The 14,200-nt window shown below is 72.8% G+C and carries 17 protein-coding genes; 10 read left to right on the top strand and 7 right to left on the bottom strand.

The features are described 5' to 3' along the window. Nucleotides 1-52 precede the first annotated feature (52 nt). Nucleotides 53-1,153: a hypothetical protein gene (locus tag ACZ64A_RS05850; protein WP_469808447.1), complete on the bottom strand. Its 1,101-nt coding sequence runs from the start codon at nt 1,151-1,153 to the stop codon at nt 53-55. Between the two features lie 1,115 nt (nt 1,154-2,268). Here ACZ64A_RS05850 and ACZ64A_RS05845 point away from each other — a divergent pair. From ACZ64A_RS05845 to tgmB, 3 genes are all read left to right on the top strand, one after another. Further along, the gene (locus ACZ64A_RS05845; RefSeq protein WP_469808446.1) at nt 2,269-2,406 is read left to right on the top strand and encodes a hypothetical protein; all 138 of its coding nucleotides are present in this window, start codon (nt 2,269-2,271) and stop codon (nt 2,404-2,406) included. A 206-nt stretch (nt 2,407-2,612) separates the two neighbouring features. Next, nucleotides 2,613-2,804 carry a putative ATP-grasp-modified RiPP gene (gene tgmA / locus ACZ64A_RS05840; protein ID WP_469808445.1) on the top strand — a complete coding sequence of 64 codons (192 nt, stop codon included), beginning with the start codon at nt 2,613-2,615 and terminating at the stop codon, nt 2,802-2,804. A gap of 17 nt (nt 2,805-2,821) precedes the next feature. Continuing rightward, complete coding sequence (gene tgmB / locus ACZ64A_RS05835; protein WP_469808443.1) at nt 2,822-3,808, top strand: ATP-grasp ribosomal peptide maturase; 987 nt, start codon at nt 2,822-2,824, stop codon at nt 3,806-3,808. Nucleotides 3,809-3,838: 30 nt separating this feature from the next. Here the strand turns inward: tgmB and ACZ64A_RS05830 are convergent, their stop codons facing one another. Both ACZ64A_RS05830 and ACZ64A_RS05825 read right to left on the bottom strand, forming a co-directional pair. Then, complete coding sequence (locus tag ACZ64A_RS05830) at nt 3,839-4,054, bottom strand: hypothetical protein (protein WP_469808442.1); 216 nt, start codon at nt 4,052-4,054, stop codon at nt 3,839-3,841. 185 nt (nt 4,055-4,239) lie between these two features. Beyond that, on the bottom strand, nt 4,240-4,497 hold the full coding sequence (locus ACZ64A_RS05825; protein ID WP_469808440.1) for a DUF5133 domain-containing protein: 258 nt from the start codon (nt 4,495-4,497) through the stop codon (nt 4,240-4,242). 264 nt (nt 4,498-4,761) lie between these two features. On the opposite strand from ACZ64A_RS05825, the gene ACZ64A_RS05820 reads away from it, so the two are divergent. Next, a complete protein-coding gene (locus ACZ64A_RS05820; RefSeq protein WP_469808439.1) occupies nt 4,762-5,091 on the top strand; it encodes a hypothetical protein in 330 nt (109 codons plus the stop codon). A 168-nt stretch (nt 5,092-5,259) separates the two neighbouring features. Here ACZ64A_RS05820 and ACZ64A_RS05815 read toward each other — a convergent pair whose 3' ends face one another. Continuing rightward, entirely contained in the window at nt 5,260-5,841 is a 582-nt protein-coding gene (locus tag ACZ64A_RS05815) for a hypothetical protein (protein WP_469808438.1), read from the bottom strand. 295 nt (nt 5,842-6,136) lie between these two features. Between ACZ64A_RS05815 and ACZ64A_RS05810 the strand changes: the two genes are divergently transcribed. Together ACZ64A_RS05810 and ACZ64A_RS05805 are read left to right on the top strand one after the other, a co-directional pair. Further along, nucleotides 6,137-6,367, top strand: a complete 231-nt coding sequence (locus ACZ64A_RS05810; protein WP_469808436.1) for a DUF397 domain-containing protein — start codon at nt 6,137-6,139, stop codon at nt 6,365-6,367. 131 nt (nt 6,368-6,498) lie between these two features. Then, nucleotides 6,499-7,413 (top strand): helix-turn-helix domain-containing protein, encoded by a 915-nt coding sequence (locus tag ACZ64A_RS05805; protein WP_469808435.1) that lies wholly within the window; start codon nt 6,499-6,501, stop codon nt 7,411-7,413. 97 nt (nt 7,414-7,510) lie between these two features. Here the strand turns inward: ACZ64A_RS05805 and ACZ64A_RS05800 are convergent, their stop codons facing one another. Further along, nucleotides 7,511-8,329 carry an SAM-dependent methyltransferase gene (locus ACZ64A_RS05800; protein ID WP_469808434.1) on the bottom strand — a complete coding sequence of 273 codons (819 nt, stop codon included), beginning with the start codon at nt 8,327-8,329 and terminating at the stop codon, nt 7,511-7,513. A gap of 292 nt (nt 8,330-8,621) precedes the next feature. Here ACZ64A_RS05800 and ACZ64A_RS05795 point away from each other — a divergent pair, with 292 nt between their 5' ends. Both ACZ64A_RS05795 and ACZ64A_RS05790 read left to right on the top strand, forming a co-directional pair. Then, complete coding sequence (locus ACZ64A_RS05795; RefSeq protein WP_469808433.1) at nt 8,622-8,849, top strand: hypothetical protein; 228 nt, start codon at nt 8,622-8,624, stop codon at nt 8,847-8,849. 130 nt (nt 8,850-8,979) lie between these two features. Beyond that, nucleotides 8,980-9,864 (top strand): Gfo/Idh/MocA family protein, encoded by an 885-nt coding sequence (locus ACZ64A_RS05790; protein WP_469808432.1) that lies wholly within the window; start codon nt 8,980-8,982, stop codon nt 9,862-9,864. Here ACZ64A_RS05790 and ACZ64A_RS05785 read toward each other — a convergent pair. Next, entirely contained in the window at nt 9,861-10,202 is a 342-nt protein-coding gene (locus ACZ64A_RS05785; RefSeq protein ID WP_469808430.1) for a hypothetical protein, read from the bottom strand. The two genes, ACZ64A_RS05790 and ACZ64A_RS05785, sit on opposite strands and share 4 nt — an antisense overlap. A 129-nt stretch (nt 10,203-10,331) precedes the next feature. On the opposite strand from ACZ64A_RS05785, the gene ACZ64A_RS05780 reads away from it, so the two are divergent. After that, a complete protein-coding gene (locus ACZ64A_RS05780) occupies nt 10,332-11,441 on the top strand; it encodes a PP2C family protein-serine/threonine phosphatase (RefSeq protein WP_469808429.1) in 1,110 nt (369 codons plus the stop codon). On the opposite strand, the gene ACZ64A_RS05775 is transcribed toward ACZ64A_RS05780, so the two are convergent. Continuing rightward, nucleotides 11,398-13,713, bottom strand: coding sequence for an MMPL family transporter (locus ACZ64A_RS05775; RefSeq protein WP_469808428.1), 2,316 nt, complete (start codon nt 13,711-13,713; stop codon nt 11,398-11,400). The two genes, ACZ64A_RS05780 and ACZ64A_RS05775, sit on opposite strands and share 44 nt — an antisense overlap. A 279-nt stretch (nt 13,714-13,992) precedes the next feature. Between ACZ64A_RS05775 and ACZ64A_RS05770 the strand changes: the two genes are divergently transcribed. Continuing rightward, the gene (locus tag ACZ64A_RS05770) at nt 13,993-14,199 is read left to right on the top strand and encodes a hypothetical protein (RefSeq protein WP_363268192.1); all 207 of its coding nucleotides are present in this window, start codon (nt 13,993-13,995) and stop codon (nt 14,197-14,199) included. Nucleotide 14,200 lies beyond the last annotated feature (1 nt).

The following is a 14,200-nucleotide window of genomic DNA, read 5'->3' as shown; positions in this document are numbered from 1 at the left end:
ACCCGGGCGTCCCGGGAGGCCCGAACTCCCCTCCTCGCAGGCCCCGGCTCCCTTACTCGGAGGAGGCCCGCTCCCGCACCGCAGGGGGTGCGGCGGGTTGCGGAACCGGGCGTTCGCCGGCCGGCCGCACGCACAGCGCCGCGAGCGCGGTCAGGGCGGCGGCGAGGGCCAGCGGACCGGTGACCCAGGGCGGTGCGGCCGTCAGCTCGAGGGAGCGTGACAGGCCGGCCACGTCGATCCGGCCGACCAGCAGTCGCGCCGCTGCCAGGGCCGCCGGCACGGCCACGGCCGCGCCGAGCACGGGCAGTGCCGGGCGCCGCCGGGTCAGCAGCAGGGCCAGCAGCAGGCACAGGGCGGACAGCCCGAAGGCCACGCCGTACACCCGGGCCGACGCGCCGTCACGGTGCAGCGGGAACCAGGCGGCGCCGCACAGCGCGAGCACGAGCGCGGCCAGCCGGCCGGCCCAGGACGCGAGCGCGGCGGGCGGCCCTTCCTCGCGGGACGGCGGCGCCGGTTCGACCGCACGGTCCGCCTCGGCCGCCGGTTGCTCCGTGCCGGCCGGCGCGGGCGGCGCCTGCGCGGCGCGCTGCTCCCGCTCACGGGCCAGCCGCCCCACGAGCTCCACCAGTTCCTCCACCGGGCGGCCGGTCGCGGCCGCGCGCACGGCCTCGTCGCCGCAGTGCTGCTCCGACGGTTCGCGGTAGAGCAACTCCATCAGCCGGGTGACCTCCGCGACCGGCCGGTGCTCGGCGGCGGCGCGGATCATTTCGTCGGCGTCCCCGGGGCGGTACGGGGGCCGGGAGAACACCGCGACCAACCGGCTGACGTCCTCCACTGGCCGTTCGATGCCGACGGCACGCAACACGTCGGCCGCCGCCCCCGCGTACTCCCCGGACTGCTGGAGGAGGGTGATCAGCTGGACGATGTCCTCCAACGGCCGCTGTGCGGCGGCGACATGGAGCAGGCCGCCGACCGGGTCGGCGCCGCCGACGGGATCACGCTCGGCAACGGCCGCGGCGGGGGCGCCCGGGGTGGCAGGCTCGCGGGGGACCTCGTCCGCCGAGGCGGGGGCGCCGGGCGGCACGTCCGTGCCGGGGTTGGGACCCGCACCCTCCGGAACGGCCGAGTGCGAGGACGGCTCCCCGCTGGCCAAAACATCCCCGGCCGGGGACGGTCCGGGGCCGGCGGCGGCCTCCGCACTCGGGGACGGTCCGGGGCCGGACGGGGCTTGCGCGCCCAGTGCCGTATTCAAGCCGGACGGGGCTTCCGCACTCCGGATCGCCCCAGCGGCGGACGGGACTTCCGGCGCAGGGGACGGGCCCGCGCTGGAAGGGGCAACCGGACCGGGGGGCGACCCCGCGCTGGACGGTGCCTCCGTGCCCGGCTGGGCTGCCGCGCCGGCCTGGACTTCCGTGGCCGCCTGGACTCCCGCGGCCGCCTGGGCATCCGCGCCCACCTGGGTTCTCGCGCCGAACGGGACATACGGAACGTACTCGACCGAGGGGGCGTCCGCGCCCGCCCCGGCACCCGCACCGAACGGCGCGCCCGTGCCCCCAGCGGCACTGACTCCGGACGCGGCGCCCAACCCTGAGGCGGCGTCCAACCCCGAGGCGGCGCTGACTCCGGACGCGGCCGCCACGGCCTCCGCCGTTGCGGAAGGGTCGACCCCCGGCGGGGGCCAGGCCGCAGGCATGGTGTCCGGCTCCGCGCCGGGCCGTGTGCCGGGATCGGAGGCCGGGGCGGCTCCGGGTGCGGGCCGGGTCTCCTGTGCGGGACTCGGTGCGCACTGCGTGGCGGGGTCGGGTGGCGGTTCGGTGGAACACGCCGGACCGGCGTCGCGGACCGGGGCCGCGTCGGGCGCGGGGCCCGGATCGGGGCCGGCGGGAAAGGCGGCGTGCCCGGCGCCCCGCGATACGGCCTGAGCCTCGGCGGGGTCGGTCTGGGCGGTGTGGGGACGGTCCGGACCTTGCCGTGAAGAGCGGGTGATCATCATGGGCTCTCTCTGAGGGGTGCGGTCGCGCCTGGCCCCCGAGCTGCGACACGCGGCTTGCCCTGCCCATTACTAAGGGGCGGAGGGCGAGCCCGCCACTCCACCCGCGCACACGTGTGAAGACGGAAACCCCCGGGGCGCGGGGGCCTTGCGAGCGGACGTCCGCGGGAACGGTTTCGCCGCGCGGTGCGGTAACCGGGCCCGGAAACGGGAATCCGTCAATCGAAAGCGGGGGAAGAGCAGACGTGGCGCGGCGCTCCGCGCCAGGGGGAGGACTCGTGGAGACGACCACCACGCGCGCCGTCCTGCCGGCCGACGTTCTGCCCGACGCCCTCCATCCGGACCACATCGCCGCGCTCCTGCGCGCACCGCGCTCCCTGCGCGCTCTCGCGCACCGCGCCGCACCGGCGAGCTGACCACCGGGGAGCCCCGGCCCGCACATCCTCTTCACCACCCTGTCACGACGGGCGATGAGGCCCAACTCCGCGCCGATCACGCAGAGTAAGGAAACCAATCACCCGTTCGATTCGTATAAGTGACTGGAGGTCGCAGGAACGCGCTGGCCAAGGGGCGCCGCACGGCGGCACCACTTGTTCGATGCAGTACCGACGAGGGAGAGACGATGCAACCGTTCGCGCTCAACTACGCACGGCCCGCTGCGGAGTTGGAGTCCTCCGTTCCGTACAGCTACGACTCCGGGCTGCAGTTGAACGTGCTCATCGACGGCCGGATCGCCGCCCGCGACTACGCGCTGCTGAGGGAGCTCGGGACCACGACGTCGACGGCGGGCTCCAAGACCCACTTCGACGACTGAACGCGAGACCGCCGATAATGACCGTGCTGATCCTCACTTGTGAAGAGGACGTGACGGCCGACATGGTGGTGGTCCACCTGAACGCCGCCGCGATACCGGTGGTCCGGCTCGACCCGGCCGATCTCACCGGGGGCGTCGCGCTGTCCGGCGAGTACGTCCACGGGGCCTTCCGCGGCCATCTGTCGTCCGCGGGACGGCTGGTGAGCCTGGACGGCCTGCGCTCCGTGTGGGTCCGCAGACCCGGCGCCGCGGCCGCGCGGGCGCCGCACGCCTCGGCGTGGCTGACGGAGGAGTCCGCGCACGCGCTGTACGGCATGCTCCGCGGCAGCGGCGCGCGCTGGATGAACCACCCCGACGCGGCCCGCCGTGCCCGGCACAAGCCCTGGCAGCTGCACCTCGCCCAGCGCTGCGGGCTGCCGGTTCCGGCGACGCTGATCACGACGTTCCCACAGGCGGCCCGGGAGTTCGCCGAGCGCTATCCGGACCTGGTCGTCAAGCCGGTCTCCGGCGCGCATCCGCAGGATCCGCCGCGGGCGGTGCCGACCAGCCGGGTCGCGCCGGACACCGACTTCTCGGCCGTCGCCTACGGACCGACGCTGTTGCAGCGCCGGATCGCCAAGCGGGCCGACATCCGGCTCACCGCCGTCGGGGAGCGCCTGCTGGCCGCCCGCAAACCGGCCGATCCGCACGCCCACCCGGACCTGGTCGACGTCCGTTTCGACACGTCGGGCCGGCCGTGGGAGCCGGCCGAGGTGCCCCCACGGGTGGCGGAGGCGGTGCGGGGCTATCTGCGGGAGGCGGAACTGGCCTACGGCGCCTTCGACTTCGCCGAGGACGCCGACGGGACCTGGTGGTTCCTGGAGTGCAACCAGTCAGGTCAGTTCGGCTTCGTGGAGGTGGACACGGGCCGGCCGATCGCCCGCGCCATCGCCGAGTGGCTGGGGCGGCCCCTGACGGACCCCCGGCCCCAGCACGTCAACTGCACCGGCTCCGTCCTGCCCTGAACTCGCGGGCGGTCGCGGCCGGCGCGGGGGTCACTGCGGACGCGGAGCGGGCAACATGGCCGTGCGCTGCCAGCCTGCGCCGGGATGGGCGACGCGCGGGGACGGGTCGGGGTAGCCGTGCGAGCGCAGCGGGCGCATGACCATCTCCAGCTCCCTGCTCACGCGCTCGGCCTCCCGGCGCACCTCGGTGGGCACGTCTCCGCATTCGGCGATCAGTCGGTCGTAGATGGGGGAATCCTGGAACACCCGGCGCTCTTCCTCTCGTGGGCCCGCGTGGTGGGCACGAGGGTCGAGTCTAGGCGTCCTCGCCCATGCCCGGGTGCGTTACCCCGCAGTCCCGCACACCGGCGATCGGGCCGGTGCGCGGGTCGTCGGTCTTCGCCTGGTCTTCGCCGGGTCTGCGTCAGGTCCTCGTCAGGCCTTCGTGCGGGTCAGACCGCGAGGGACAGGCCGTTGTCGCCGTCCGTCGCACTGGTCTGCGGCTGTGGCCGGTTCGCGGCCAGAAGCAGGGCGTCCGCCTTGGCGATCGCGTCGTACACGCTCGTGGTGCCCATCAGGACGCAGAGCGTGTAGCTCACGTCCTCCAACTCCCGGGCCGTCGCCGGCCTCTCCCTCTCCGCCTGGGCGATCTTGAGTGATGCGTACTGCGTCAGCAGATGCCTGACGACCTTCGGGTCCGGAACCAGCACGGAGCTCCCCTCTCTCGACTTTTTGCTCCGTATGCCCCGCCCTGGCAGGATCATGCACGCTTTCCGGGCCCATTGGCAGGATTTACGGCGATGACGGGCCGAGGCGACCGAAAATGTCACGTGTGCGTCGCGGAACCATCACGGCACGGGCACGTCCGCCGAATTCACCCGAACCGTGGGCGAGTCGCGGGGAACCGCTTCTTCGCCGCGCCGGGGGCAGTTGGACAGGAGGCATCACCCCCTGTCTACGAACGGTGTCCACCGATGAGTTGGTCCGCCCGCGCCCTGTGCGCGCTCTACGTCGTCACCAGCGCCGGCCTGGCCTGGACGGCCGTCCTGGAGTTCGGCCACGCTCCCGCCTGGGCCGGTTGTCTGTTCAGCGCAGCGAGTCTGGTCCCGCTGATCGCCGTCGTCCGGGAGACGGAACGCCCCGGTCCAGGCGGCACGGCCACGCCGTCCGCGGTCCCGGACGCCACCGAGGCCCTCGTCCGCGCGGAGGTGGGCGCGGCGTGCTGCGAACGCTGGTGGACCAGTCTCGGCACGTCCCACGATGCGACCTGCCGCCACCACGCTCACCGCAGCAGCACGGCCTGACGCCCGCCGCGCCGCCGGTGCGCGGCTCAGGCCTCGGCCGTCAGGGCGGCCACGAGACCGTTCAGCCGCAGACGGGGGGCGCCGCGCAGGTGCGAAAGGTCATGCTCCGGGCCCAAGGGTCATACTCCGGGCCTGCGGCCGTCCGTAATTACACCAGGCGCGCCGGCCTCACACCCGCTGTCCGCTGTCCGAGACGTGCGATCCCCACTCGCCGAGGGCGCGGGCCAGTTCGGTGGTGGCCCGGGCGATCTCGTCGTCACCCTCGGCCATCAGATGGCGCAGCACACCGCGCCGGTCGCGCACGGCCTGCCGGGCGGCCCGCTCCCAGGTCACATGGTTCTCGCGGTGGTTGAGGAGCTTGGGGTAGGCGGCGGCGGTGCTCTCCCACTGCCGGGCGTCCGCGATGCTCTTGAGCAGCTGGATGATCCGCGCCCGGCAGGAGACGTGGGGCAGCTGGGCCAGCTCCCACAGGAAGGGGACCGTGACGGCGGTGGCCTGCTCGACCACGAAGCCGTACTGGCAGATGCGTTTCCGCACATCCTCCAGCGCGGCGCGGGCCGTCGCGGGGTCTCCCCAGGCGATCTGGTCGAGCAGCAGCGGGATCGCGGCGGCGGAGCCGGTGGAGTCCTTGATCTCCGCCCAGGGCACCTGCCCGAGGCCGGCGAGCGGCGCCTGCCGGGCCGCTGCCGCGGCGGGGGCGTCGCCATCCGTGCGCGATGTGCTCTGCTGTCCGGTCGGAGCGGTGCGCATGACGTGGGGCCTTTCCACGGCGGTCGGGTCAGCTCGCAGGGGCCGGTCGGCCCGGGAGGCCGGACGGTTCGCCGGCCGAGTGCCTCACGTGCCCGCCCACCCCGGCGGCGCCCGTCGGCGGCGGCGCTGTCGGCGCAGGTGAGAGCACGTTTTCTCCCTGAAATGACGTCAGGACCGGGCGGCAACCCGAGGGTTGACGCCACGGCTATTATCCACGCAGACGGCGCCCGCGTGCAATTGCACGAGAAATTGCGCGACACTGCGTCGACGAGTCGGTCACGGCAAGGAGACTGCGATGCCACCAGTACGCAACGGAGTGCGAGCGAGTTCGCTGGAAACCCGGTGGATGAAGAGCCGGCACAGCAACGCCGAGGGGAACTGCGTCGAAGTGGCCCCCTTGACCGAGGGCGGCGTCGCGATGCGCAATTCCCGTGACCCGGACGGGCCCGCGCTGATCTACACGGCCTCGGAGATGGCGGCGTTCCTGGCGGGCGCGAAGGACGGCGAGTTCGACCACCTGGTGTGAGGCGGACCCGGGACCCGTTCGGCCGATCCGGGCGCGGACCCAACTCCCCCGGACCGGACGGATGATGGCCCGCATCGGGAACGAGTGCGATATTCTGGCCGTCAGGTCTGCCGGTCAACGGGGAGTGAAGGATGTCCGCTCAGTCGCATCGCCTCTCCCGGCTGGAATCGTATCTGGATCACTCGGAGCCCGCGCCGACTTTGCTGAAGATGCTGGTCGGCGTCCAGCTGGCCGGTTTCCGCGAGGACGCCGGGTACTCCCAGGACCAGGCCGCCAAGGAAGTCGGTTTCAGCGGCGCCAAGCTGTCCCGCATCGAGTCCGGCAAGAGCCGCCGTCCTCCGGCCGAGGGCGATGTGCGCGCCCTGCTGTCGCTGTACGGCACCGACGAGTACGAGGCCTCGGTGCTGCTGAGACTGTTGCAGCGGGCCGGTCAGCCCGGCTGGTGGCAGCGCTACGACAAGCGGCTGATGCCGGAGTGGTTCGAGCGGCTGGTGGGGCTCCAGGAGGCGGCGGCCACCATCCGTACCTTCGAGATCCAGTACGTTCCCGGTTTGCTGCAGACCTCGGCCTACACCGAGGCCGTCGTCAAGCGCGGCCTGCCGAACGCGCCGGCGGGTGAGGTCCAGCGCCGCGTGGAGCTGCGGATGCGCCGCGCCCAGCTGCTGCGCCGCGAGGACGCCCCGCAGCTGTGGGCGGTCATCGACGAATCGGTCCTGCTGCGGGTCCTGGGCAGCAAGGACGTCATGCGCGAGCAGCTGGAGCACCTCATCGAGATGGCCGAACGGCCGAACGTGACCGTCCAGGTCGTCCCGCTGGACGTGACGGACGCATCGGCGCCCGCCATCCCGATCACCTATCTGCGCTTCGACGGTCTCGACCTGCCGGACGTGGTCTATCTGGAGCACATCCGCAGCGCGAACTTCCTCGAGGACCGCGACGAGACCGAGGAATACCGGTTCGCCCTGGACCGCCTCGCCGACGAGGCCCTCAAGCCGCGCGAGACGATCGAGCTGCTGCGCGACACGGTGAAGAGCCGCTACAGCTGAGGGACGCCGAAGGCGGCTGCGACGGGACACACCGCCGCAGCCGGCCGGCCGTGAGACGAAGGGCGAGCCGACGCCGTGCGCCGGCCAGGGCGTGCGGTCAGACGATCCGGCCCACTCCGCCGAACTCGATCCACTCATGCGTGAGCTGGCGCGGTGCGACCTCGGTGTCCGGGCGCCATGTGGAGACCTCCACCAGCCCGGGCTCCAGGATCTGGAGACCCTCGAAGAGTGCGGCGACGTCCTTCTCCTGGCGCACGCGGCCCCAATGACCCTGCGTCGCCTGGTCCATGAAGTCGGTGACGAACGCGCGCACCTCCGGGTCCTCGCTGACCAGCTGGCACATGACCAGGAAGCTGCCGGGCACCAGGCGCCGCGCGACCCGGCGGGCCACCGCGAGCGGGCCGTCGGTGTCACTGTCGGGGATGCAGTGGAAGACGGAGTTGAACAGCACGGCGACGGGCCGGGAGAAGTCGATCAGGCGCCGCGTGTCCGGGTGGTCGAAGATCTGGTCCGTGTCGCGCAGGTCGGCGTGGATGACGCTGGTGCGCTCGTCCTGCTCCAGCAGCGCCCTGCCGTGCACCAGCACCATGGGGTCGTTGTCGACGTACACGACATGAGCCGTGGGATCGAGACGCTGGGCGACCTGGTGGACGTTGTTCTGGGTGGGCAGGCCGGAGCCGTGGTCCAGGAACTGCCGGATGCCGTGCTCCTCGGCGAGGGTCCGCACGACACGCTGCAGGAAGTGGCGGTTGTTCAGGGCGAGCCGGCGGGTGCTGGGAACGACCTTGTCGAGCTGCTCGCACGCCGCGCGGTCGGCCGCGTAGTTGTCCCTGCCGCCCAGATAGTGGTCGTACATGCGCGCGGCCGTCGGCACATGGGCGTCGATCTCCGTGGACAGCTTCCTGTCTTCCTGCACCGTGCCCCCAACTCCGCACCCCGTCGCCGAAACCGGCAGCACAGAGCGTACTGGCCCGACCGATGCGACTCGGACCGTTCGCGCATATGCGCACGGCGACTTTCGGACACACGCGCGGCGCCTTCCGTCGCAGGAACATCGCCCCACCGTGTTGCGCTTGACACGTTTGTGGCATATCACCGTTTTGTACACATCTTCCCTGGATCGTCACGCATTCTTCACCGGCGTCGAACGCATCAGCGGGTCGGTTCGGAGCACCCGTGAAGACATTCACCTGGCCTAGGGGGCTGCCGTGGTCTGGGTCGCCGTTCTGCTGTTGCCGTTGCTGTCCGTTCTGCTGCTGATCATGGATCGTGTCGAGGACCACTTGTTCACCGCCGTGCCGGCCAAGCACCGGCACGCGGCGCGCCGACGCCATCTGCGTCTGGTGCGCGGCGGACGGGCGAGTCCCCCGCGCAAGGCGGCGGCGAGCGTCACCCCGCCCGATCCGGCGGGCCCCGCCGAACGCCCGGCGGCGTGAGCCGTACCGTTCGAACGCCCGGCGGCGTGAGCCGTACAGGTGCGGGGTGTCTCACGGGACCGGCGGTGTGTCACGCTCGTCCGTGGCCTCGCCCGAGGCCGTGAGGCCGACGACCCTGTGAAGGAGCGGCATGCGCATCGGACTGCTCGGCACCGGCCCCTGGGCCCGCCTGGTGCACGCCCCGGCACTCGCCGCCCACGAGGCCGTGGACCTGGTGGGCGTCTGGGGCCGCCGGCCCGAAGCGGCCAAGGAGCTGGCCGAGAGCCACGGCGCCCGGGCCTATGACGACGTGGACGCCCTGCTCACCGACGTGGACGCCGTCGCCGTCGCGCTGGCGCCCGACGTACAGGCCGACCTTGCGGCGCGGGCCGCGCGGGCGGGCCGGCATCTGCTCCTCGACAAGCCGCTGGCCACCTCCGTCACCGGCGGGCGGGCCGTGGCCGACGCGGTGCGTGAGGCCCGGGTCGCCTCGGTCGTCTTCTTCACCACCCGCTTCCAGCCGGAGTCCGAGGCGTGGATCGCCGAACAGGCGGCCACCGGCGGCTGGTTCACGGCGCGGGCGCAGTGGCTGGGCGCGGCGTTCGCCGAGGGCAGCCCCTATGCGGCGTCGCCGTGGCGCCGGGAGCGCGGTGCGCTGTGGGACGTCGGCCCGCACGCGCTGTCCGTCCTGCTGCCGGTGCTGGGGGACGTCGAACGGGTGGCCGCCGCCGCGCACGGGCCGAAGGACACCGTGCACCTGGTGCTGCGGCACGCCGGCGGAGCCTCCAGCGCGCTGGACCTGAGCCTGACGGTGCCGCCGGCCGCGGCCGGCGCCGTGGTGGAACTGCGCGGCGAGTCGGGCGTGACCCGGCTGCCGGAGCGGACGCAGGGGGCGCAGCAGTCGTACGCCCGGGCCGTCGACGCCCTGCTCGCCGCCGCGGACGGCAGCCCCCACCTCTGCGACGCGGCCTTCGGCCTGCGGGTCACGGAGATCCTCGCCGAGGCGGAGAACCTGCTCGCGACACCGGCGGGTTAACGTCCGGCCTGGCGGCCCGGGCCCTCGCCGACGGGTGCGTCGCTCCAGCGGAACCAGGCGCGGTCGTCCTCGATGTGCAGCAGGAACTCGGCGACGGGGCCGTCCGGGGCGTGCAGGGTCACGGTGCGGGATATGTCGTCCCACACCCGCTCCCACGCGTCCCAGTCCTCGTCGTCGGTCAGCGCCAGCTCGCGCTCGAACAGCTCACGCACCGAACCGAAGGCCGGGCCGGCGGTGAACCGGCCGCGCAGCCAGGGGAAGTCGGCCTCCTCGACGACGACCTCACCGATCGCGCCCGCCGTACCGGTCAGTCGCCACACCTGGCCCGTGAACCCCATGACGCCTCTCCCCCTCGCCGGCGACCGCCCGTCGATCACGCCGTTCGCCCAGCATCGCACCCGGCACTGACAACGCCGCGCGGCCGGACCCGGCGTGCGGGAAGCGCAGGGTCGTAGGAGCGTGGGGGTGTGGCGAGGCTGCGTGGTGTGGTGGCGGGCCGGGAACGGGACCGGCGGGGCTGGCTGCGTGGTGCGCCGCCGCCCCCGTGGGTGCGCGTGCTGCCCCTGCTGCTGGTCGTCGGTGTGTGCGTGGCCACGCTCCTCACTCCCGAGGCCCAGGACATCGGGTTCCTGCTGGGCGCGATCCCGCCGCTGGCCGTCCTGTCGTACGGGCCGCTGGCCACCGCCCTGCTGGGCGGCGCGGCGCTCGCCATCCTGAACATCCCCGTCTTCCATCTGAACCGCCCGGGCAACACCGACCTGCTCACCCTGGCGTTCGTCTCGGTGCTGAGCGTGTTCGTGTCCTTCGTGCGCAGCCGCCGCGACGCGCAACTGGACCTGGAGCGCACGGTCGCCGAGGCCGCGCAGCGCGCCGTCGTGCCGCCGGTACCCGAGCGGGTGGGGCCGGTGCGCTGTGCCGGGCTGTATCGGGCGGCGGAGCGCGGCACTCTGGTCGGGGGCGACTTCTTCGACGTCCGCAGTGGTCCTTATGGGGTCCGGGCCGTGCTCGGCGATGTGCAGGGGCACGGGCTGTCGGCCGTCGCGACGGTCGCCTCCGTGCTGGGCGCCTTCCGGGAGGCGGTGCTGGACGAGACGGACGTGGAGTCGGTCGCCGCCCGCCTGGACCGCCGGCTGGTGGTGGACTCGGCGCGCACGGAACACGCGGAGCTGTTCGCGACGGCCGTGCTGCTGGAGTTCGCGCCGGACACGCGGGCGGTCCGTGTCGTCTCCTGCGGGCATCCGGCGCCTGTCCTGCTGCGCGGCGGCACGGTCAGCGAGGTGCCGGTGAAGCCGTGGACGCCGCTCGGCCTGGGGCTGGCCGACACGCCTCCGCAGGCCGGGGCGGTACTGGCGCTGCTGCCCGGTGACCGGCTGCTGCTGGCCTCGGACGGGGTGCTGGAGGCGCGGGACGGGACCGGTGAGTTCTATCCGCTGCAGGAGCGGCTCGCGGGTTTCGCCGGCGCCGGCCCGGACACATTGCCGGGGCTGGTCTGGGCCGACCTCGAGCGGTTCTGCTCCGAGATCCGCGACGACGTCACGATGCTCGTCCTCGCGCCGATGCCGCCGGGCGCCCGCTGACGCCGGCCGGCTGCTCGGCCGACTCCCCCTCGGCGTCGATGTGCGGCATGACCCGGTCCAGCCAGCGCGGCGTCCACCAGGCGTGCGGGCCGAGCAGGGTCATCACCGCGGGCACCATCAGCAGCCGGACCACGGTGGCGTCGATGAGGACACTGACGGCGAGCCCCAGGCCCAGCATCTTGACCACGATGTTGTCGCTGACGATGAACGCGGCGAACACGCTCACCATGATCAGTGCCGCGCAGGTGATCACCCGGGCGGTGATCTCCAGGGCGTGCGCGACCGCCGCTTTGGCGTCCCCGGTGTGCATCCAGGCCTCATGGACGCGGGAGAGCAGGAAGATCTCGTAGTCCATGCTCAGGCCGAAGATGATCGCGAACATCATCATCGGCACATAGCTCTCGATGGGCACCTTGCCCGAGACGCCGAGCGCCGGCCCGCCCCAGCCCCACTGGAAGACGGCGACCACCACACCGTAGGAGGCGGCGATGGACAGGACGTTGAGGACGGCGGCCTTGAGGGCGACGAGCAGTCCGCGGAAGACGGCGAGGATGATCAGGAACGCGAGGGCGACGACCACGCCGATGATCAGCGGCAGCCTGCTGGAGACGATGTCGCGGAAGTCGACCTGGGTGGCGGTGGTGCCGGTGACGTACCCCTTGGCCGCGGTGCCGGACACCGCGTCGGGCAGGGTGTGGTCCACCAGGCGGTTGGTCAGGTCGGTCGTCCGGGCGTTCTGCGGCGAGTACGTGGAGTAGACCGTGGAGATCAGGACGTCGCCGTCCTTGGTGGCCGTCAGCGGTGTGACGGTGGCGGCGTCCGGTACGGCGTTCAGGGTCTTCTGCGCCGTGGAGGCGAGCGCGGAGCGCTGCCCGGACGGGACGCTGCTCTGGTCGATGACGACGGTCAGCGGGCCGTTGGAGCCCGGTCCGAAGGCGTCGGTCATCAGGTCGTAGGCGCGCCGGTCGGTGAACGAGGTCGGGTCGGCGCCGTCACCGATGTGGCCGAGCTGGATGGAGAAGACCGGGATGGCGAGGACGACGACGGTCACCACACCCGCGGCCAGGTAGTGCCAGGGTTTGCGCTCCACCCGCTGGGCGTAGCGGTGCCAGGTGCCGTGCGGTGTCGCGCCCGGCTCGGCGTCGGTCTCGGCGACCGGGCGGCGCACTTTGTAGCGGTCGATGCGTCTGCCGATCAGCCCGAGCAGCGCGGGCACGAGGGTGAGCGCGCCGAGGACGGCGGAGACGACCGTGACGGCGGCGGCGATGCCGAGCAGCCCGATGAAGTTCACCCCGGACGCGTACAGACCGGCCAGGGCGATGATCACGGTGGTGCCGGAGACCAGGACGGCCCGTCCGCTGGTCGTCGCGGCCGCGCCGGCGGCGCGCACGGGATCGTCGCCGTCCATGAGGTGCTGCCGGTGCCGGGTGATCAGGAACAGGGCGTAGTCGATGCCGACGCCCAGGCCGATCATCGTGGCCAGGGTCGGGGAGACGGTGGCGAAGGTGAACGCGGCGGCGAGCAGGCCGAGGCAGGCCAGGCCGCCGATGACGCTGATCAGCGCGGTGACCAGGGGCATGCCTGCGGCGATGACGCTGCCGAAGCCGACCAGCAGCACGACGATGGCCACGGCGAAGCCGATGAGCTCGCTGACCCGGTCGTCGGCGGCGGGCCGGGCGAGTTCACCGAGGGGCCCGCCGTACTCGACCTGCGCGCCGGCCGAGCGCAGCGGCTGCACGGCCTTGTCCACACCGTTGAGGTAGCTGTCGCCGAGGGTCGAGGGCTGCACGTCGAAGCGGACGGTGATGTAGGCGGTGTGTCCGTCGGTGGACAGCGGGCCGACACTGCTCGGTGGCGGCTTGCCCTGGGTGGAGCCGGGAGCGGTGAGCGGGTTCTGCGCCGACAGGACGTGCGGCATCTTCTGCAGATCCGCGACGGTCGTGGACATCTGCGAACCGAGCGCGGTCAGCGACTTGCTGCCGTCGTGCATGACGATCTGGCTGCCGTAGCCGCCGGCCGCGGGATCGTGCGCTTTGAGGACGGCCAGGCCCTGCTGCGACTGCACGCCGGGCAGGGAGAAGTTGTCGGAGTACTCCCCGCCGAAGTTCCGGTTGATGACCTGGAGTGCGGCGAGGGCGACGAGCCAGGCCACGATGACGACGACGGAGTGCCGCGCGCACCACTCCCCCAGTCTTCGCAGGCCCCCGGTGGCCTTGGTGCCGTCCCCTGCGGCGCCGTGGTGTCCCCTGGTGCGTTCCCGGGTGCGTGCCATGGGCCCGGCCCTTCCTGGCGTACGCGGGGCGGGGTGCTCGACCTCTCCCGTCCGACCTTTCCCATTAGACGTCGCGTACCACGGCGCGGCATCCCGGACGATCGCCGCCGGCAGGGTTACGCCGGGCGGCACCGCGGTACTCCGGCGGCACGACACACGGCTACGGCCCGCGTGCGCGCGCCGTCCGGATGCAGGGTGCGCCGGATGGATGAATGGTGAGAGTGGACCGGTTGCGCGCACCGGGTCGTCGCAGCCGTCCGGACCGGAGGGAGCACTGCCATGCCGACACCACAGCCCGAGGCCTCCAAGCCGTCCGAGGACCGGGCCACTCCCGACAGCCTGCTGCACGCCCGCACCGGCACCGACGTCTCCGCGGAGGACGTCGTGCTGGCCGCGGGCCGGGACATCACTCCGCGCAACCTGGAGTGGGCCAAGCGCAAGCTGGACCGGGAGGGGCCCGCCGCGCTGGACAAGCTGCTGCCCTGAC

Source organism: Streptomyces sp. NPDC104814 (assembly GCF_055583185.1).
Note: the sequence above shows the minus strand (reverse complement) of the source record. Positions and strands in the feature narration are given on the sequence as shown.

Excerpts from the sequence above, each read along its gene's own strand:
- tgmA (WP_469808445.1), top strand. The coding sequence starts at position 2,613 with ATGCAACCGTTCGCGCTCAACTACGCACGGCCCGCTGCGGAGTTGGAG.
- tgmB (WP_469808443.1), top strand. The coding sequence starts at position 2,822 with ATGACCGTGCTGATCCTCACTTGTGAAGAGGACGTGACGGCCGACATG.
- ACZ64A_RS05820 (WP_469808439.1), top strand. The coding sequence starts at position 4,762 with ATGAGTTGGTCCGCCCGCGCCCTGTGCGCGCTCTACGTCGTCACCAGC.
- ACZ64A_RS05815 (WP_469808438.1), bottom strand. The coding sequence starts at position 5,841 with ATGCGCACCGCTCCGACCGGACAGCAGAGCACATCGCGCACGGATGGC.
- ACZ64A_RS05810 (WP_469808436.1), top strand. The coding sequence starts at position 6,137 with ATGCCACCAGTACGCAACGGAGTGCGAGCGAGTTCGCTGGAAACCCGG.
- ACZ64A_RS05805 (WP_469808435.1), top strand. The coding sequence starts at position 6,499 with ATGTCCGCTCAGTCGCATCGCCTCTCCCGGCTGGAATCGTATCTGGAT.
- ACZ64A_RS05790 (WP_469808432.1), top strand. The coding sequence starts at position 8,980 with ATGCGCATCGGACTGCTCGGCACCGGCCCCTGGGCCCGCCTGGTGCAC.
- ACZ64A_RS05785 (WP_469808430.1), bottom strand. The coding sequence starts at position 10,202 with ATGGGGTTCACGGGCCAGGTGTGGCGACTGACCGGTACGGCGGGCGCG.
- ACZ64A_RS05775 (WP_469808428.1), bottom strand. The coding sequence starts at position 13,713 with ATGGCACGCACCCGGGAACGCACCAGGGGACACCACGGCGCCGCAGGG.
- ACZ64A_RS05770 (WP_363268192.1), top strand. The coding sequence starts at position 13,993 with ATGCCGACACCACAGCCCGAGGCCTCCAAGCCGTCCGAGGACCGGGCC.